This is a genomic window from Rhodopila globiformis (genome assembly GCF_002937115.1).
GTDB classification, from domain to species: domain Bacteria; phylum Pseudomonadota; class Alphaproteobacteria; order Acetobacterales; family Acetobacteraceae; genus Rhodopila; species Rhodopila globiformis.
The window spans coordinates 1-20,133 of record NZ_NHRY01000175.1; the positions used below are offsets into that span (position 1 = coordinate 1).

12 protein-coding genes and 1 pseudogene are annotated in these 20,133 nt (G+C 62.5%); 8 read left to right on the top strand and 5 right to left on the bottom strand.

The window, feature by feature from the left end:
* Positions 1–807 precede the first annotated feature (807 nt).
* The 8 genes from CCS01_RS16270 to CCS01_RS16305 all read left to right on the top strand — a co-directional run bounded on the left by CCS01_RS16270 (position 808) and on the right by CCS01_RS16305 (position 13,830).
* Entirely contained in the window at positions 808–4,308 is a 3,501-nt protein-coding gene (locus tag CCS01_RS16270; RefSeq protein WP_104519840.1) for a beta strand repeat-containing protein, read from the top strand.
* Between the two features lie 310 nt (positions 4,309–4,618).
* Positions 4,619–5,377 (top strand): O-linked N-acetylglucosamine transferase family protein, encoded by a 759-nt coding sequence (locus CCS01_RS16275; protein WP_104519841.1) that lies wholly within the window; start codon positions 4,619–4,621, stop codon positions 5,375–5,377.
* A 230-nt stretch (positions 5,378–5,607) separates the two neighbouring features.
* The gene (locus CCS01_RS16280) at positions 5,608–6,423 is read left to right on the top strand and encodes a methyltransferase regulatory domain-containing protein (RefSeq protein ID WP_158258436.1); all 816 of its coding nucleotides are present in this window, start codon (positions 5,608–5,610) and stop codon (positions 6,421–6,423) included.
* A 494-nt stretch (positions 6,424–6,917) separates the two neighbouring features.
* Complete coding sequence (locus tag CCS01_RS16285; RefSeq protein WP_158258437.1) at positions 6,918–9,308, top strand: glycosyltransferase; 2,391 nt, start codon at positions 6,918–6,920, stop codon at positions 9,306–9,308.
* The gene (locus CCS01_RS16290) at positions 9,308–10,441 is read left to right on the top strand and encodes a glycosyltransferase (RefSeq protein ID WP_104519844.1); all 1,134 of its coding nucleotides are present in this window, start codon (positions 9,308–9,310) and stop codon (positions 10,439–10,441) included. Before CCS01_RS16285 ends, CCS01_RS16290 begins: the two co-directional genes overlap by 1 nt.
* 68 nt (positions 10,442–10,509) lie before the next feature.
* Entirely contained in the window at positions 10,510–11,796 is a 1,287-nt protein-coding gene (locus CCS01_RS16295) for a class I SAM-dependent methyltransferase (protein ID WP_104519845.1), read from the top strand.
* A gap of 217 nt (positions 11,797–12,013) precedes the next feature.
* On the top strand, positions 12,014–12,880 hold the full coding sequence (locus CCS01_RS16300; RefSeq protein WP_158258438.1) for a methyltransferase domain-containing protein: 867 nt from the start codon (positions 12,014–12,016) through the stop codon (positions 12,878–12,880).
* Between the two features lie 155 nt (positions 12,881–13,035).
* Positions 13,036–13,830, top strand: a complete 795-nt coding sequence (locus CCS01_RS16305; RefSeq protein ID WP_104519847.1) for a sulfotransferase family protein — start codon at positions 13,036–13,038, stop codon at positions 13,828–13,830.
* A gap of 18 nt (positions 13,831–13,848) precedes the next feature.
* Here CCS01_RS16305 and CCS01_RS16310 read toward each other — a convergent pair whose 3' ends face one another.
* The 5 genes and pseudogenes from CCS01_RS16310 to CCS01_RS16330 all read right to left on the bottom strand — a co-directional run.
* Positions 13,849–16,218, bottom strand: coding sequence for an FkbM family methyltransferase (locus tag CCS01_RS16310; RefSeq protein ID WP_104519848.1), 2,370 nt, complete (start codon positions 16,216–16,218; stop codon positions 13,849–13,851).
* A gap of 37 nt (positions 16,219–16,255) precedes the next feature.
* Positions 16,256–17,458: a class I SAM-dependent methyltransferase gene (locus tag CCS01_RS16315; RefSeq protein ID WP_239992196.1), complete on the bottom strand. Its 1,203-nt coding sequence runs from the start codon at positions 17,456–17,458 to the stop codon at positions 16,256–16,258.
* A gap of 242 nt (positions 17,459–17,700) precedes the next feature.
* Complete coding sequence (locus tag CCS01_RS16320) at positions 17,701–18,633, bottom strand: GDP-mannose 4,6-dehydratase (protein ID WP_104519850.1); 933 nt, start codon at positions 18,631–18,633, stop codon at positions 17,701–17,703.
* Complete coding sequence (locus CCS01_RS16325; RefSeq protein ID WP_104519851.1) at positions 18,630–19,619, bottom strand: GDP-mannose 4,6-dehydratase; 990 nt, start codon at positions 19,617–19,619, stop codon at positions 18,630–18,632. Before CCS01_RS16325 ends, CCS01_RS16320 begins: the two co-directional genes overlap by 4 nt.
* A 233-nt stretch (positions 19,620–19,852) precedes the next feature.
* Positions 19,853–20,133: pseudogene (locus CCS01_RS16330) on the bottom strand (IS66 family transposase); the annotation flags it as partial.

The window sequence follows — 20,133 nt, forward strand, 5'->3', positions numbered from 1 at the left end:
CTGAACCGGCCACTTTAGTGGCCAACTGAACCCGGGACCGCGTTAGCGGTCCCGCTTGCCGCTTTGAGCGGCTCACACTCAACGGGCCGCGTCAGCGACCCGCCCGGCCGCTTTGAGCGGCCAACACCATAAAGCCCCCGGCTCTGCCGGGGGATATTTACTACGTTGATTGACACCGATGTGGCACCCGCATAAGACGCATAAGTGTTGGAACACACCTTTCTCTAACAGTCACGACGACCGGGACCCCAGCGCTTATCGCCGGCCACGTGAATCCAGCGCTTGCACGAACCGCCCGATGCCCGCCAGGGCAGATGCGAGGAACAAAAAACATGATTTCCAAAGATATCATTCGTGTCTGCAGCGATACCGGCTCCTCCCTCGGGCTTGCGTCCGGCGTGGAAACCCCACGCTTCGGATAGCTCGCCGCCGGGATCCCCGGGAGCAGCGGCAACCGACCCTATTTCTGCGACATCGGAGTTGGCAGCACGTGATCGATCGCGACACGGCATCGCGTCGGGGCCTGAAGCGCGCGGTCCCGGCGCCTAACGTCTTCGCGGCGGCTCGTTGTGACACGCGGACAGTCCGGCCGTGCGCGGGCGGCGGATGCAGCCGATCGCGCCGGTCAGACGGCTTTCACCCGGGCAGGCACACAGCCTGCCATCGCCCACACAACAAGCAATGAACGCCTGCATGATCCGTGACCCTCCCGATCGCCGGCAAGGAGATCGCCCACCACCCTCATTGAAGCGTCCATAAACGACCGCCCCGTATTGATTGCCTTCAAGCAACCCAAGGATTGAGAACATGGTTACGACCGCCAACACCGTCCAAGGCTACTACACCACCATTCTGAACCGCCCGGCGACCCCCGAGGAGGTCACGACCTGGTCGAACCTGCTGGACAGCAACGCGCTCACGTCCGCCCAGGTGCAAGGGGATCTCGCCAACTCGTTTGAATCACATAACAATGTCGCGCCCATCGTGGAGATGTTTCAGGGAGCCTTGAACCGCCTGCCTGCCCAAACCGGACTGTACAACTGGGTGCAACTTGCAGACAGCGGCACCCTGACCATGGCGCAGGTCGAAGCCGACATCGCTGGCTCGCCCGAGAGCCAGAAGCTCTATGGCACCACGGTCAACCAGACCTTCCTGAACGCATTGTATGAGAACGCGCTCGGCCGGGCGCCCGAGGCCGGTGCGCTGCAGGCATGGCAAGCCTTGAATTTGACCACGGCGGAGATCGAGGTCGATGTCTCGCTCTCGCCGGAAGCGCTCAAGCGCGCGACGTTGCCGGTGAGCAGCTTCCTCGTCAATGCCGTGAATAACCCCACCACGGCGTACACGGGCACGCTGTATAGTTCCAGTCCAACGGGTTCGACCTTTACGCTCACTACCGGCATCGATACGCCCGCCCTGACCGGCGACAACAACGTCGTAAGCGGCACCGCCAACGGCACCGGCGCCACCTACACGCCCGGCGACACGATCGTCGCACCGGCCGGCAGCACCGGGAACACGCTGAATCTTTCGGATATCAGCACGGGCGGCACGTGGATCACCGCTACGACCACCGCCGGCATCACCGTCTCCAACATCCAGACCCTGAACCTGGTCTCCGGTGAGGCTGTCGGGAGTGTCGATACCGCATCGAGCATTGAAGGCTTCTCTGGCCTGACGGCGCTGAACATCAAGGATGTCGGCGGCACCGCCGCCACCGCCGCGCCGACCACCGCCATCGCCGTGAACGATCTGGCCGCCGCGGGCAATAATGAGACGATCGACGGCGGCTCGAACGTGACCCTGACGGCCGCTGGTGTCACCACGGGTGGAGCCATCGCCATCGGCGGCACGACCGCGCCGACCGGCACGATAACCGCGACCATCAATGATGCGGCGCCCGCAAACGGCAGCAACCAAATCGGCAGCACGATCGCCACGACCGGCGGGACCACAGTCAACGTCACGCAGAACATCGCCGCCCCTGCCGGAGGCCAGATCGGCAGTTGGACCGCGACGGGCGGCACGATAGGCATAACCGGAACGTCCACGACCACGTCCGCCTCCGTGACGCAGACCGCGCCGGTGTCGCCGGTCGCGGGTGTGGCCGCCAGCGGAGGGACGACCGCGGTCGACACCGTCACGTGGGCTGGGTTCGGGATCGCGCTCCCCGGAACCCAGACAATCGGCGGGGTGACGGTTACCAGCGACGGATCCGCCACATTCACGCCCAATCAGGTGGCTGCGGTCGCCAACGGCGCGAGCATCGCCGGCCTGTCGGTTACGGGCCTGGGAGTGTCCTGGACTGTCACGGGTCCTACGGACCTGTCCGTCGCGACGAGCACGTTCACGGATGTGACAGCGAACACCGCGGCAAGCCTTGTCGGGACCGGGATAGCTACCGGCTCGGCCATCGATCCTCCGCTAGCGACCGTCGTGACGGCCGGAAGCGGCTCTACGGCCGCCGTCACCGGCGTCGGCGGCGTCGCTGATGGCGCGGTGACCATCACCGATGCGAACGGCACCAGCAGCACCGCGGCGGGCACCATCACCAGCGCCTCGCTGAACAACTACGGCGCCGGCGCCACGATCAAAGACAACGCCCTGGCCAATCTGGCCCTGGCCGGCACGGGCGGCGGCGTCACGCTCACCGACGCCCTGACGACCCCGACCGCCACGACCCTCAATCTAGCGGCCAACGGCGTCACCGACAGCACCGGCATCACCGACACCAACAACGAGATCGCGACCCTGAACGTCACGACCGGTGGCACCACCGCGTCGACCCTCGGTGGCTTCGCCGATACCGGCCTGAAGACGCTGAACGTCTCCGGCACGCAGAACCTGACGCTCGGCGGAACGACCCCGGCCACGACGGTCGCCGTCAGCGGCGGGGCGGGCCTGGGGATCACGCTGGGCGCCAACACCACCTTCACCTCGACCAGCACTGGCACCGATGTCGTGACCATCAGCGCCCCGGCCACCAAGACGATCACCGGCAACGGCTCGGCCAAGGAGGAAATCATCTGGAACAGTGCCACCGCCCCGGCCGCGACCACGTACCTGGGCACGGTTTCCGGCTTCAAGGTGCTCGGGCTCGGTTCGGCTGTCACGGGCGGCGAAACCTTCGACCTGAGCAAGATCACCGGCTTCACCGGCCTGGACGTCCAGGCGAATGCGAATGCCGGCGTTATTCAGGTCACCAACGTCGCCCCCGGCAGCCCGCTGAGCATCGACGGTGCATTCGCCGGCACGCTGGTCTACCAGACCTCCGATACCGCCGGCCCCACGGACAGCCTGGGGCTGACGCTCGGCGCGGCCAGCAACCAGGCCGGCTTCACGGTGGCCGGACTGACCGTGGAAGACAGTTCGCTCAACGGCATCGGCACGCTCAACGTCACCAGCAATGCCAGCACAACGGCCGCGGCGAACACCGTGACCACGCTGCACGATGCGTCGCTGACGGCCCTGAACGTCGCGGGCACGGGTGGGCTGACCATTGGTAGCGCGCTGACCACGAATGCCTCGGCGTTGACGATCAACGGCACCAGCAGCGGGACGGCGGGCATCACGCTCACCGGCCTGGCCGCCGCCAACCTGGCGACGTTGACCCTCACCGGAACCGATGCCATCGCACTCGGCACGGTCACGGACGGCACCAACGGCATCACGGTGAATGGCTCGGCCGACAACGCCAATGTCAGCCTGACGCTTGGCGGCGCCACTGCCTCGGGCAAGACCGACAGCGTCACCCTGGGCAACGGCACCAACAGCGTCACGGATACCGCCGCCACTACCGGTGCGACCGTCAACATCACGGCGGGGACGGGTGCCAACACGGTTACCCTCGGTGCCGCGGCGACCAACAACGTGACGTTCGGGACTCACAGCACCACGGCAACCACCGACAATGTCAAGGTCGCGGGAAGCCTTCCCCCCGGAACCATTGCTCCGACGGCGATCATCACGGGCCTCAACACCAGCGGCGCCGACACCATCACCTTCGTGGGTGACTCCTTGGCGAACGGCACGGTCACCGCCTACACGGCGGCGCAGATCAACACGTTCGGGAACAACCCGACGACGCTCGCGGGGGCTGTCGCCGGCGTCCTCGCCGGTGGCGGCGGAGATCTTGCACAACATGGGATCGGTGCGTTCCAGTTCCAGGGCAACACGTACCTCGTTGAACAAGCGGGTGCGATAGGCAGCAACTTCGCGAACCCCGACACCGTTGTCGAGCTGACGGGCGCGCACACGCTCACCAGCGCGAGCACTGCGACCGCCGGCGTCCTGCACCTGGTCGGCTGATCTTCGTTTCTTGCGTCCCGCTCAGCCGGTCGGTCGGCGGCGGCCGGTGAATCCCGTCCCTTGAAAAAGGGGCGGGGTTTGCTTGTTGGCCCGCATCGGACTGCAACGCTGTGCCACCGGGAAAGCCGCAGTTTTTCTGGACTTTTGCTCCGGTCATCCCTGACAACATGCGACAGTCATGGACACACGTGTATGAGAGATTCAGTAATCTTTTCGGCATTATCATGCTTATGCCATAGGCATGTAGCTGCGCATCACCGAGCGGCGTAACCGCGATGGCTCCGCCGTCCCCACCACCGGCCTCGCCTGCATGGATGCCGTCCTGCTGGATGACTGGCACGCGCCGCCGGGAACCGAGGCACAGTTCGTCGAGCCGATCATGCGGCTGCCGGGCGGGCGGTTCTGCTACCAGCCGGTCTCCTGGGCGCCGGCCGCGGTTGCCCCGCCGCCGTGCCTGGCGTCCGGCCGCATCACCTTCGGCAGCTTCAACAACACCGCCAAGCTGAACGATGGGGTGTTCGACGCCTGGGCCCGCATCCTGGCGGCGGTGCCGGAGTCGCGGCTGGTGCTGAAGTGGCGCACCTTCAACGACGACGCCCTGCGCCAATCGGTGCGCGGCGCCTTCGCCCGGCGCGGCATCGCCGCCGCGCGTATCGACCTACGCGGCCCGTCCTTCCACGCCGAGGTCCTGAAGGAGTACGCCGACCTCGACATCGCGCTTGATCCATTCCCGTTCAGTGGCGGCCTGACAAGCTGCGAGGCGCTGTGGATGGGCGTGCCGGCGGTGACCTCGCCGCAGGGCCGGGTGGTGAGCCGGCAGACCTTTGCCTTCCTCTCGGCGATCGGTCTGCCGGAACTGGCGGCGACGACGGCCGAGGAGTACGTGCGGATCGCGGTCGAACTGGCCAGGAATCGCGAGCGGCTGGCGGCCCTGCGCGCCGGGCTGCGCGAGCGGATGCGGGCATCCCCGTTGATGGATGTGACCGGCTTCGCCCATCGGTTCGAGCAGTGTCTGATACCAACCCGCGAAAAGAATCACCCATCGATGTTGGCCTCCAGACCCGGATGAAAGGCGCTTCGCGACCGTGGATGAGTGATTCTTTATGCGGGCTGGTATGATTGATGTTGCCCGCGCGGTTGGCGTCCCCGGGAACGACCGCCCGTAAAACGAACTATCGTTCCGCCCCGAAGCCGACGCCGAGCTTGCGGTGCTGGGGTGGCGTACGTGGCCTCAGCCGGCGCGACAGGCAGCAACGGGATCGAGGCCACCGCCCTGCACTGCCCATCCAAGCCGAAGCGATGGCGGCAGCAAGGCTCGACCTTGTCACCGCCGGCACACCGTTGGATGTTCTGGACGCGGTCAACCCCACGGCCGACGGCATGGCCTTCCTGAACGGCGTCGAGCACCCGATCCTACGCGAGCAGATCCGCGACGACTTCGTGAATGCGCAATTCCGCCGCGACATCTACCAGCGCGGCGTGCGCCGGCTGTCGCCGCGGGAGCATCGCGAGGCCCTGCTGGCGACCCGCATCGTGCTGCTGCGCCGGGCCGATCTGATCCCGCTGAAGGTCAAGGGCGCGGCGCACGAAGCGACGCTGCAGGAAGCCGTCCATGCGCCGCTGCTGGCCGAACTGGCATCGGGCGCCTATGCACCAAAGACGCTCGGCGACCTGATGCAGGCGCTGCCGGGCGTGGCGCTCGCCCGGCTTGTCGAAGCCGCCGCGGTGCTGGTCGGCGCCGGCCACGCGGCGCCCTGCCAGAATGAGGCCGCGGTGCAGTCGGTCCGCCAGACCAGCGACGCGCTCAACCGGCACCTGATCGAGCGCGCGCGCCTGAACAGCGACATCGCCTTCCTCGCCAGCCCGGTGATCGGCGCCGGCGTTGCGGTCAACCGGTTCCAGCAACTGTTCCTGCTGGCCCGCAGCCGCGGCGGTGAGCGTCCGGCCGACTGGGCGCGGTCGGTGTGGCAGCTGCTGTCGGACCAGGGGCAGAAGCTGGTCAAGGACGGCCAGACGCTGGAAACCGCCGGCGCGAACATTGATGAACTCGTCGGCCAGGCGGTCGCCTTCGCGGACGAGCCGTTGCCGATCCTGCGCGCGCTGGAGATCGCGTAAGGCCGATCGGCGCCATCGTCATCGGGTCGCCAGGCATGGCGTCCTCGGGATCGCGATGTATCGCGACATCGCGACGCGGCCGTCGTCGGCCGGCGCCTTGGGCCGGGATCCCGCACGCGCGGGCGCAGCCCCGGCCTGGAGTCCGACGACACGCGCGCCCGCACCACCCTCAACCGGACGCTCCTGCCGGGCAATCCGGTCTCCTTGCGCATCGCATGCGACCCGCGGCCCCGGGACGGGATGCGGCCCGGACCGGTTGCCCGCAGGTGCGGATCGGGTTCGTGGTGATAAGGTGTCCACCCATTCGACGGCGCCGTCATGGATTGCGGTGTCCCGCACCGTCCTGGCCGATGTCCCGTCGATTTTCGCCCCGTCACGCATGTTGCAGGATTGTCCGGCCATGCCGTCGAGCGGTCCCGCGGAAAACCTTCGGCACGGGCCTGGGCATTTGTTTCCGGCGGCGATAGTCTGAACGCCAATGCAGCATGGCGGTAATGATGGACGAACGAGAGCAGGAACGCATGGCGTGGCGTCGCGAATCCCCGACCATCGTCGTCGACATGCGGTGCCTGCAGGACCCGCACTACACCTCACGCGGCGTGGGCCGCCATGCGCTGACGCTGCTGCGGCACGCGCCGCCGGGCTGGCATCTGTCCGGCCTGGTGGATCCCGCCCTGCCGGCCCTGCTGCCGGCGGCGCGCGCGGCGGTGCAGAGCATTTACATCAACGCCTATGCCGCCAGCGGCGCGGCGCGACCGGGGTCGCCACCGGCCGGCTTCATCACGTTGTCGCCGATGACGCATGATCCGTTGTTCTCCGCCCGGCTGCTGACCGACCCGAACCTGCTGCGCGTCGCGGTGGTGTATGACTTCATACCGTGGCGTCATCCGGACCGATACCTGCCCGGACCGGCGCAGCGGCTGGAGTATGCGAACAGGCTGCGCTGGCTGGCGCGCTGCGATCTCTTCGCCCCGATATCGAAGAGCGCGGCGCGTGACCTGATGACGTTGCTGGGCGTCCCGGAGCGTTCGGTTGCCGTCACAGGCTGCCCGCTGGCACCAGGCTTCGAAAACGCCGCATCGGCCCAGCCGCATCAGGCGCCACGGCACCTGCTGGTCGTCGGCGGCGGTGATGCGCGAAAGAACCCCGAGGTCGTCATTCGGGCGCATGCGCGCTCCGGGATCATGCAGCGTGGCCGCGGCATTCCGCTGGTGGTGGCCGGCGGTTATTCCCCGACGAGCATTGATCAATTCCGCGCCATCGCGGCGGCGGCCGGCGGCCGCGCGGACCTGATCGAGGTCCCGGGCCATGTGCCGGACGAAGCGCTGGTGGACCTCTACGGGAAGGCGTTGGCCGTTGTCAGCGCCTCCCGCGACGAGGGCTTCTCGATACCGGTTATCGAGGGCATGGCGGCCGGGGTGCCGTGCCTTGTCTCCGACATACCTGCGCACGCCGAGCTTGTTCCTGATTCAGAATGTCGTTTCCCTGCGGACGACGATGCGGCCCTGCTGCCGAAGCTGGAGCGGCTGGCGACCGACGCCGGCTGGCGGACGGCGGTGGTCGAGGCGCAGGCGACTGTATGGCCTCGTTTCCGGGCCCCCGACGTGGGGGACCGGTTCTGGAACGGGGTCCGGCGCCGGCTTTCCGGGCCTGCACCGGCGGTACGGCGTGGATACCGGCCGCGCATCGCCATGATGTCGCCGCTTCCGCCGGACCGTTCCGGCGTTGCGGATTATACGGCTGCCACTTGTGAAGCGCTGGGACGCTTTGTCGAGCTGCATGTCTTCACCGAAACGGCGAATCCGACGCGACTCCGCAACGTTGCTTCGGTCCGTCTGCTCGGGGAACTCCCGCATCTCAGCACCGGCTTCGACCGCGCGGTCAGCGTTGTCGGCAATTCGCACTTCCACACACGAATTTTTGAATTGCTGCAACGCCATGGCGGTGCCTGCATCGCCCACGACGCCAGGATGCTGCTGTTCTACCGCTATCTGCTGGGGCAGGAGCGCGCGCTCGCCGTCGCCTCGAAGGAACTCGGCCGGCTGGTGACGGAAGACGAACTGAACGACTGGCTCGACGATGAGGGCAAGCTGGAGACACTGTTTCTGAGCGAGATCGCCGAGAGCGCGTCGCCTACAATCGTGCACTCTCCCGTTACCGCACGGATGTTCGCAGAGCGGTATGGGACGACAGCGATCTATCTGCCCTTCAGCATCTATCATCCCTGGTCACCGGAGGAACTGACGAAGGATCGCCGGACCGAGGCGCGGCGCCGCCTGGGATTGGAACCCAACGAGATCGCGATCGCGACATTCGGATTCGTCCATGCCAACAAGGCGCCAGAGGAATGCGTATGGGCCCTTGAGGTTCTGCGCGGCTGGGGAATACCAGCCACTCTGCATTTCGTCGGCCAGTCCGATGCGGGCCTATCCGCGCCGGGACTGGGTCCGCTGGTGGAGCAACTCGGCCTGACCCGATACGTACGCTTCGCCGAGGGCTATGTTTCTGACCAGATGTACCGCGACTACCTGATCGGCGCCGATCTGGCTGTGCAACTGCGCACCTATGGCTTCGGCGGCCTGTCGGGCGGGCTTCTGGATTGTGCCGCCGCGGGGTTGCCCGCCGTGACCAATCAGTCGCTCGGAGCGGCGGTCGGCGTGCCGGACTATATTCGTTGCATACCAGATGCAATCAGCCCGCTGCTGCTGGCGGAAGCGCTGGCGGATCTGCTGGCGGCCGGCATGGCGGCCGAGCGTCCTGAAGCGGAGCGACGCGCTTTTTCCGAGCAGCGGAGCATGGACGTCTACGCCCGGCATCTTTGCCAGGCGCTGGGATTTGAACCAGAGCACGATGTCGCGCGGCCTGCGATGCTGGAAACGGTGTGATGCCAGAACCCGTTTATCTGGACCTGTCCGAGCTTGTCGCAGCGCCTTTGCGCACTGGCATCCAGCGTATCGAACGTGAGGCGATCCGCCACTGGCCAGGGCCGGCGCGATTGCTGCCCTGCCGTATTGATGCGCAGGGTCAGTTCGTCCAGCTACCGGATGCCGTCCTGGAGGTGCTGTGTGCCGACGATGACGGCAGCCCGGAAGCCCGTGACGCGGAGCGGCAGCAACTCCGGCATCTCGCGGACAAGGCACGGCCGGTTGCAGCCGCTCAGGTAAAGCGCCTGCTGAATCTGGAGCTGTTCTTTTCTCCCATCCGGGCCGATGCGCATCTGCGTATCGCCGCTACAGGTACCAGCGTGTCCTGGTACTTGTATGACTTTCTGCCATTTCTGCGGCCTGACCTATTCCCGCAAGGCCTGACCCGGACTTGCATGCACTTCCTGCGCGGGCTGCGCGCAGCCACCCGGCTTGCATTTCTAAGCGACCAAACCAGGCGGGATTATATTCGTCGTGTCAGGCGTGTTCCCGATTTAGAGGCCGTCGGGCCAATCCTCCAGCCGGGTGCCGATGGAATTCAGCTGGAGCGGCAGGTATTTTCACCCAGCCGGCGCGATTTTGTCGCCATTGGAACTGTGGAGCCTCGCAAGAATCCGCAGGCGCTGCTGGATGCTTTCGAAATGCTATGGAACCGAGGTATTGCGATACGTCTCGTCGTGGCCGGGCGCATGTCACCGGATGCGAAGGATGCACTTGCGTTCTTTGCCCGGCATGCGGCCAATCCAAATCTTGTGGTCATGGAACAGCCAGCTGACGAGGCGCTGCGTGCTGTACTGAGGCAGGCCCGTGCGGTGGTGATGCCAAGTGAGGCGGAGGGTTTTGGCTTGCCGCCTTATGAGGCGTTGTACGCAGGCATTCCGGCAATCGCAAGCGTTCGGCTGCCAAGCGCAGCACTGTTACCGGCTGGGGTGAGGCTGCTGGAGCGGATGGATGCCGCCTCGATTGCCGATGCGGTGGCATCGCTGTTGGACGATGCGACAGCGGCCCGCCTGTGGGATGAAGCCGCCGGAATTCGGTTACCGACCTGGGCTACGTTCGGCCGGGCGCTTGGGGACTGGGCACAGGAAGCCTGATGCACCCTGACGCCGGTAGCAATCTCGCGCGGCCAGCGCTATAAGATGTTTCTCGGGGAGCTACGGTGATGCTACGCAACGCCCTTCGTCCGGCGACACGATTTATTCGGTCCGCCCTCGGCACAAACGGGATGGCGGCGCAGGTCGCTATGCTTGACGCGAAGGTCGATGCGGTCTTCCACAAGCTTGCCGCCAACGGCGCCGACGGTCCGGCACCGTCGGATGTCACGATGGAACAAGTACAGTCTGTTCCGTCAGCCGCGCCTCATATTGATATTAATTTGATTTTGCATCATTCGCGCAGCGCACTCATGCGTGACATGCCGGCCGGGGCTAGACGGATACTCAGTGCGGGATGCGCAGGTCTATGGTACTTCGAGTGGATCGAACAGACCTACGGCCACGTTCAGGAGCATCTCGGGATCGAATATTATGCATCGAAGCCGGACGGGCTCCCCGCGAACGTGACCTGGATTGCAAATACCGCTGGCAATATGGAAGACGTAGCAGACCAGAGCTGCGATCTGTTGATCTCTGGCCAGAACATCGAGCATCTATGGCCATGCGAGGTGGCCGATTTCCTAGCTGAAGCGGCGCGTGTTCTTTGCCCGGGGGGCACCCTGAGCGTGGACAGCCCGAACCGGGCCATGACCGAACCGCTGCGATGGAGCCAGCCGGAGCACACCATCGAACTTACTGTGCCGGAAATGCGGCAACTGCTTGAACTGGCTGGCTTCGAGATCACGAAGGAGGCCGGGATTTGGTTGTGCCAGGACCCGAAGACAGGCGCCATGCTACCCTATGATCCCAATTTTGCTGGATGCAATTGGACCGTTACGGAGCGCCTGTTCTCCGCAAGAGACAAACCGGAGCAATCCTTCTTATGGTGGATCGAGAGCCGGCGTCTTGCCCGAACGCCAGACAGACAGGCGATCAGCGCTCTTTTAACCGAAATATTCGACAAAGCATGGCCGGAGCGGACGCAGCGTCTTGTCGTCGCGCCGGGCCGCTGGACCGAGTATAGGAACGGTGAGGAATGGGTTCTGGTATCGCCCGGCGAACCTGGGATAGTATTCTTCGGTCCTTACATGCCGCTCCGCGCCGGCCGTCATCGCGTGACGTTCGAGTTCATCCCGCACAACGAAACGACCGGCGCGTTCGCAAGGTTTGACGTGGCGGTTGGTGCGGACGCAACGGTTGTGCAGCAGAAGGATGTGCTGCCAGGATCGAATCAGGTCGCATTGGAAGTGGATGTTCCGACGCTAACGTTCGGTTGCCAGTTTCGGTGTATCAGTCTCGGTCGGGGCGGGTTTGCCGTGCGCCTCCAGGTCGGCCTGACGGAGTCGCTATGGTAAGGTCGCGCGCCTGCAACGCAAAGAATCTGTCTTGGGCTGGAACTAGACGGCAGTGATGGTCGTTGGGAGCCCTTGCAGCAGACATAGTTGCAGGCTAAATTTCGCGCATGGGAGGGCTGCACCACAACAGGCTAATGGTTTGGAACGTCCACTTTGCGCCCAGCTTTTATGCAGCTCGCACAGCTGTCTGTACTGTTGAATGATTTCAGGAGGCGTCGTGCTAACGTCGATGGTTTGCCGCTACGCCGACTTTCATCAGGACTGGTACGTGCGCTGGGCCGAGGCGATGGGTCTGGAGGTTTCCATTCGCGACACTAAGGCCGAAGAACGGAACACTCATCGAAAGGCCTGGGAGTGGTGCGCGATTGCGGAGGCGCTGCAAGAGCGCGGGTTGCTTCGTCCCGGAAGATCGGGGATCGGCTTCGCAGTCGGAACCGAGCCGCTGGCGTCAGTATTTGCCGCCGAAGGTGTGTCGATACTTGGCACCGACCTGGCGTCGGATCCTGCTGGCTGGAGTAACACGAACCAACACGCCTCGTCGCTTGAGGAACTTTATCACAATGGGCTCGTGAGTCGCGGTGTCTTCGATGCCAACGTCAAGTTCCAGCCTGTTGACATGAAAGATCTTTCTGTACTGTCGGGACTAAACGCCGATTTTGTATGGAGTTCATGTTCCTTCGAGCACCTTGGCAGTCTCGAGGCGGGTCTGAATTTTGTACTGGAGGCGATGCAGTGCGTCAAGCCTGGCGGCTATGCCGTGCATACAACTGAGTACAACGTGTCGTCAAACAGCGCAACGCTTACATCCGGCCCGAGCGTCATCTATCGGCGGCAGGATATTGAAAGCCTCAGCTACGCTCTACGCAGCATTGGCTGTGCTCTAGAGACACCGGATTTCGATCCGGGCAGTCACCGTTACGACATCGAGTTTGACTATCCCCCGTACTTCTACAATGGGCGCAAGCACATCAAACTGCTTCTCGGACAATACGTCTCGACATCCATGCTGCTGATTATTCGAAAAGGTGAGCCGCCGCCCGCGGACATTGCCGCTGCTATCGAGACGCACCTGGGTAAGCAATGAGGTGTGACCGGATGGCTATCTTCCTTGGCCTGCGGCGCCTCTACTCCCCTTTTTCCAAAAGAGAACTGCAAGCATCGGAAGTAAAAAGGGGAGTGCCATAGTCGGTTGTTTGATTCCACAGGACCCAAACTAAACAGTATCATCGCGGCCGTAAGATGAGCACACGAAACCCTACCATCTACTTCCAGCATATCCCAAAAACAGCCGGAACCTCCGTTCGCATATGGCTGAAGTCCCACTTCGGGAATCATTTCTGCGACGCGGGAATTGCTGATGAACTGGTGAGAATTCAGCCGCAAGAGCTTGATCAGTATCAAGTGTTTGCCGGGCACTTTCATAGTTATCTCGCGCAATTCGTGGGGCCTGATCTGACAGTATTCACTGTGCTGCGGAACCCGCTCATGCGAACGTTCTCACATTGGCATGAGGTGCGTCGGACTGCGCAGCATCCACACCACGCGAGGGTATCTGGCCAAAGCTTCGTTGAATTCGTTCAAGATGATCAAAATCGTGTCATGATAGAAGATTATCAGGCTCGCTACCTGGCAAGGCTATCCATCAATATGCGGGCTGTGGCAAGCCGCTTTTCGGCCGACGAATTGTCCGGGTTTGCACTTGCGGAAGCCTTGGAACAAGCTTCGCTGCAAGTCACCAAGCCGGTTCTGGCGAGAAGCGCGCGAGAAACTCTTGCGGCCATGGCGCTCGTCGGGGTCTGTGAGCGGCTCCACGAGTTTCTGGTCGGTGTTTCGGGCTTATTGAAACTGCCGGCGCCGACGTCGAACGAGATACCACAGGCAAATGTAACAATGACCACGGAGCTTGGTGAACTTCCGCCAGCAACCTTGGCGAAGCTACAGGAGCTAACGCAGGTCGATCACGAGTTGTACGAGATATGCAAAGCACGCCGTGGCAATGTTGCAGCCCCAGACGCGCTGCGCAGTAGTGCATGACGAGCAGCTCCGCCGCGCCTACGGGCCCGGAACACAAACCAGATCCTCCCATCCCTTGCCAGCGCTGAGCCGTGATTGCAACGCCGTCCAGTGCGGGACGGGCGTTAACGAACCATCCGGCTCAAGCATGTTGATGACGGCAAATCGCGCCTCCAGCTCGTGGAACAGGGCATCTGACCTTTGCCCGAAATAGATCTCGCCGCAGGCGGGATTATACTCCACGATCAGGATCGGCCGATATTGCCGTAGTGTTGCGTCGGCACCGCGGATGACCCGTACCTCGGCCCCCTCCACATCCAGTTTGATCAGGTGCAGGTGTGGCAGGGGATTCTCTTTCAGCCACATGTCAAGCGGCAGCGCAGGCACTTCACTCAGTCGCATATGCAGCGCCGTTTCGTTGACCGCATCCGAATTTACGACTGTCCGCAACCGTCGCTCAAATATATCCGCACTACAGCCATCATCGACTACGAACGAGCAGCCCAACAGCTCGTCCGCAGCACCACATACCAGCACGCCTGGGCGGTCCCACAGCGCCATATGTACTGGCTGGATGACTGCCCGCTTGCAAGTCAGGCCAGCGACATTTCGTTTCAACAGCGCGAAATTATCGGGGTTTGCCTCGAATGCCAACACCCGGCCTGCGTGCGCGAGCACCGCCATCGAGAGCGTGTGCGTGCCGATGTTGGCTCCGATATCCAGGCAGGTCCAGTCCGGCTGAATGACCGTATCGAAATAGTGCCGGATGTGTGGTTCCCAGTCGCCACCTGAGGCGCTCAGCGGGGCCGCTATCGACAGATCGCCTGCCATGCATTCCACTTCAGCCACACGACCACGAGGAAGTAGCAGTTTGATCGGCTTGGTAGCCTGCCCGGCCCCGGGGTGATCTGCCGTCGGTTCATCAAGGCTGTCCACGGCTTGGCGTTCCGGCGCGCGTTCCAGCGCAAGCGTCAGCAACGTGCGCTCCATTTCCACCGCCAATAAGCGTATCTCATCCAGGACTTCCGCGGCCAGCCGGCGCATTTCGCCCTGGCCAGCCTCGATCGCCACTACATGTAGCGGCTGAGAGGGAGCCGACGACGCTCCGACCTGCTGATTGAGATGTCGTAGTTGCTCCGACAGTCCGGCGATCAGGAAGCCGCGGAACCGCCAAGCCATTGGCCGCACGACCGGACGAACGAGTTTGTAGGCAGCCAGAGCAAGTCGGCGCGTCAAGCCGCGGCCTGCCGGTTGCGCCATCTTCCCTTGCTGACCTTCCGTCGGCGCACGAGTTGTGCCCCGGTCGACGGTAAGTCGCGTCACCTCGCTCTGTAGGCTTTCCATTGCCGCACGAGCCGCGTCCCGTTCGACGGTAAGTCGCGCCACCTCGCTCTGTAGGCTTTCCATTGCCGCACGAGCCGTGTCCCGTTCGACGGTAAGTCGCGCCACCTCGCTCTGTTGGTTTTCCACTGCCGCACGAGCCGTGTCCCGTTCGACGGTAAGTCGCGCCACCTCGCTGTGGCGACTTTCTATTTTCGCGCGAGCCGTGTCCCGTTCGACGGTAAGTCGCACCATCTCGTTCTGCCGGCCTTCCAGAGCCACGCCGACTGCATCACGGTCCGCAGCAAGTTGCGCCACGTCTCGTTGTTGACTGTCAATCATCGTCTGGAGCGCGGTCCGCTCTGCGGCCAGCCGCGCCGTCGCCTGGCGTTCACGCTCAAGCGCGGTGCAACATGCCTCAAAACCGTGGTGCACAACTCGGTCCAGCACATTCACTGGCACTTGGAAATGGCGCAGTAGTGTGGAGACCTCCTCTTCCGGGATATAGAAGCAGTTGATGCCGTCGAAATAGGCCCGGACGTATCCTTGCTCTAGCAGTTTTGGCTCCCATTCCTGATTGGCAAGCGCACTGCTCCAGGGCAAAGTCGCTTCCAGCAGGAGCACACGCGGACGAAGCCGGCGCCAATCCGTCGCACGCACGATAGCCGCCTCAGCGCCTTCAGCATCAATCTTAATAAAGTCCACCGGTCGGCCACGTGAGTGCGCACGGATGATCGCCTCCAACGTGTCACACTGAACCATACGCTGTACGCCGGTGCCATCACCGTTCGTCACGACGTGGGACATTCCGCGGTCGGCTTCGTCCTCAACGAAGGCGATTTCGCCGGCGTGGTCCATGACCGCCATCTGCAGGTTCACATCGCGCGGACGGGCTGCCTCCAGTTCAGCGAACACCGATCCGGGCTCGATGTTGATACCGCTCCAGCCGCGGTCGTAGAACGCCTTCGTTGTCGAGCCATCGACCGGGTGGAAAGCGCCGACATCGACGTAGAACCCGGTCTCCTGACCACCGAACACACGATGCAGCAGCACATCCTCGAAATTCTGTGCATAAGACACAAACGTCATTGGGATGTCCCCCCTGGCAACATCGTCGTCCTTCGCCTCAAACGATCTCGATTTCGGGGAAGGGAAAGATCAGGCGACCTCCATTTGCCAGGAATTCTGCCTCACGCTGCAGGATGCCGTCCTTGAAATGCCACGGCAGCACCAGGAAGTAGTCCGGCTTCATCGCATGTGCTTCTGTTTCCGAGATGATTGGAATCGCAGTACCAGGTGTGTAGGCGCCGAACTTGTCAGGATTGACTTCGGCAATGGCTGCCACTTCGTTTGAGGTTACGCCGCAAAACTGCAGCACAACGTTGCCTTTGGTCGACGCGCCGTAGCCAATCACTTTCTTGCCGTCAGCGGCCAAAGTCTTGAGTAGGCGCAAGAGGTCTTCCCGATGACGGTATACTCGTTCTTCAAAATCGCGATACGGACGTGGAGTATCCAGCCCCATCCGTTCCTCCTGTTGCAGCAGCCATTCGATTACCGGCTCGGTGCCTCGGCGCGGATCGCCCTGCCGCACGGCCGTGACCGAGAAACTGCCCCCGTTGACCGCGTTCATCTTCACATCCAGTACACGAAGGCCAACCGCATCCAGTAAGTGTTTCACCACGCCTAGCGAATAGTACTCGAGGTGTTCATGACAGACGGTGTCGTAGGAACACATGCGAAGCATCGATGGCATGTAGCTCTGCTCGAAATGCCATATGCCACCAGGCGCCAGGACTTGTTCGATTTCGCGGCAGAAGCTGATGGGGTCTTCCAGATCGTAGAACATCGCAACCGAGGTGACGATGCGCGCCTGCCGAGCACCGCTCCGGCGAAACGCATCGCTCGAGAAGAATTCGGGAACCAGCTTGATGTCGTCCGGATAGTACTGGCGGAACTTGGGGCCGGTAGGATCAATGCCGATGCGTTGTAACCCGGGTGTGGCATAGGCTTTCAGCAAGGTGCCGTCGTTGCTACCGATATCGAGAACCACGTCTCCAGGTTTCAGATCAACGAGCTGTTCAAGCTCGCGTACTTTCTGCGTCAGATGGCGAACCATGCTCGGATTCAACCCGGACCGATAGCCATAGTTGTCGCCATACATCTCGCCCAGATCAGAGGAATGGGCGAGTTGCAACAACCCCGAGTCTGGACACCATGCCAAACGAAGCGGTCCGGTTGTAACTGATGCGGCGGGATCGCGAGGAAACACACCTGTCAGCGCCTGCTCGCCGAGATCAAGAACCGGCAGCAATGTCTTGCTACCGCTCACGCGACACCGTTGCAGAGCCTTATAGTTTGCCATTAACAACGTATGACCCTTATCCGATGGTGCTTACTGAACAGGCCGTTCGGCCGGAGCCGCGTCTGGCGAGCTGGCGGCTTTGTATCGACATCACGAACCTGCACTCTGCCGAACTGATTGAATTGGCCAGGCACTTGGGAACGTTAGACCTATCTCCTGCCGGGGGACCAAATCGCAGCGGCGCGATGATGGTCTGCGATAGCATTAGATCAGGTTGCTCTGTTCTCAATTCGAATACGCCAGTCTGCCAGCACATCCTGCAACGTCTGTTCCCAAGATACCGTTGGCCTCCAATCAAGCAGCTTTCGTGCCCGTGCCGCACTGCCGCAAGCCACGCGGATGTCGGCATCACGGACCCGGGAGCTGTCCACCCTGACCTCGAATGTGATCCCTGCAAGTGTCGCGAGATCAGTCAGGACATCGCCAATGCGGCGCGGCTGCTCTGATGCCAGGTTAACGATCACACCTGGACGCAGAGCATCACGCTTGGCGGTACACGCGACGTAGGCGGCACAAACATCCCGGACATCGAGAAAATCACGCCGCGCATCGAGATTGCCGGCCTGTAGAACAGGGGGTTGAAGACCAGCCGCGATGCGCACGATCTGTTGCGCGAAAGCGGGTACCACGAAATCAGAGGATTGACCCGGACCAGTGTGGTTGAAAGGGCGCAATCGGACGACTCGCAGCCCCTGCTGAGCCATACCGGCCAAGGCAAAATCTGCTGTCGCCTTGGTTTCGGCATAGACGTTCATTGGCGCCAAAGGCGCACTTTCGTCCAGCTTTGCGCCACTATGGAACGAGGCACCGTAGGCATCGGCACTCGAGGCAAACAGTAGTTGACAATCGGGCACATACCGCGCCAGTGCCGAGGCTAGGTGCATTGTGCCGTGAAAGTTCACCTGCCAAGTAAGGTCCGGAGCCTGCCCCGCTGCGGTAACTGCTGACACAGCTGCGAGGTGAACACAAACGTCCGGCAGCGAAGTTTGGACGACCGCAGCAACCTCGGATGGGTCCCGTACGTCAAAGCGCGGCGTGAGTAACGCGGCGGTTGGATACGCGGCGGACAGCGCTCTCGTTAGATGCCGGCCGACAAATCCCGACGCGCCGGTCAGCAGTATGGTTCGAGGAGAAGCAGTCATTTCCAATGCTTCAGGCGGTTTGTGTGTCGCGCCAGATCCGCCTCAACCATCTCTGCGATCATGGCATCTAACGTGATTGTCGGTTGCCAACCAAGCTTCCGCTTCGCTTTGGTCGCATTGCCAAGCAGAACATCGACCTCCGCCGGGCGCATCAGATCGCTGCGCGTGACCACATGCTCCTGAAAATTCAGACCAACGTAGCTGAATGCGAGGCGGCAGAATTCCCGAATCGTGGTATTGTGGCCAGTGGCGACCACGTAGTCATCCGGCGTGGGCTGTTGCAGCATCAGCCACATGGCATAAACATAGTCACGCGCGTGACCCCAGTCGCGCATCGCATCTAAATTACCCAGAGGCAGTTCACGCGCCAGACCTAATTTGATGCGTGCGACGCCATCGGTGATCTTGCGCGTAACGAACTCGATGCCACGCAGTGGGCTTTCGTGGTTGAACAAAATTCCGCAAGAGGCGTGCAGCCCGAAGCTCTCCCGATAGTTCACGGTTATCCAATGTGCATATAGCTTGGCCACCGCGTAGGGGGAACGCGGATAGAACGGCGTGCGCTCGTTCTGCACCGGCTCCTGAATGCGCCCAAACATTTCGGAGGACGACGCCTGGTAAAAGCGAGCCTCTGGTCGTGACAGCCGAATCGCCTCCAGCACATTGGTGGCTCCGATCGCTGTAACCTGTCCGGTCAGCAAGGGCTGATTCCAGGATGCGGCAACGAAACTTTGTGCCGCCAGATTATAGATTTCATCTGGCTTGTAGGTCTTCAGCAGACGAAGCAAACTGGAAAGATCCGTCAGGTTGCCGTCGACCAGTTCGATATCGTTGTATATGCCTAGCCAACGCAGCCGCTCCCCCACAATATCGGCTGAGGCCGATCGGCGCATCATGCCAATCACCCTATAGCCTTTGCTCAGCAGCAGTTGGGACAGATAGGCTCCATCCTGGCCAGTCACACCGGTGATTAAACAAGTTGGCATTTAGGATTCCGCACAAGAGGAGATACGGAACAGATTCCATGAAGTGAGCTTCTGCGAAACCCCCAATAACACCCGCACAGAATAGTGATCTTGTGTATCTGCTCGTCTCCTCTTCGCTGGATGGCAAGGCCCGGGTTCGCGGTCACGAGACACACGCGTTGAATCCATGGCTCAAATCAGCGACTTACAGAAGGCAGATGTAACCGGGGCAAAACCCCGGGACCCGGCCCCACTCAGGCCGGCTGGCCGCGGCAGCGGATGAGTTCGGCGAGGCGAGGCACCGCCGGCGCGCCGGGCACGCCGAGGCGGGCGCCAAGGTAGTTCCAGAACGAGATCCCGAGCTTGCGGCAGGTCTTGCCGAGGCCGAGGAAGGCATCGCGGCAGTCACGACCGACGTCGGTCCTGGTGCCGCCGCTGACATGGCGCTTGGTCACCTGGCAGCGGATGTCGTTCTCCGAGCCATTGGTGTGCAGCGGGATCTCCGGGTGGTCGAGCACCTTCAGCAACTCGGCCT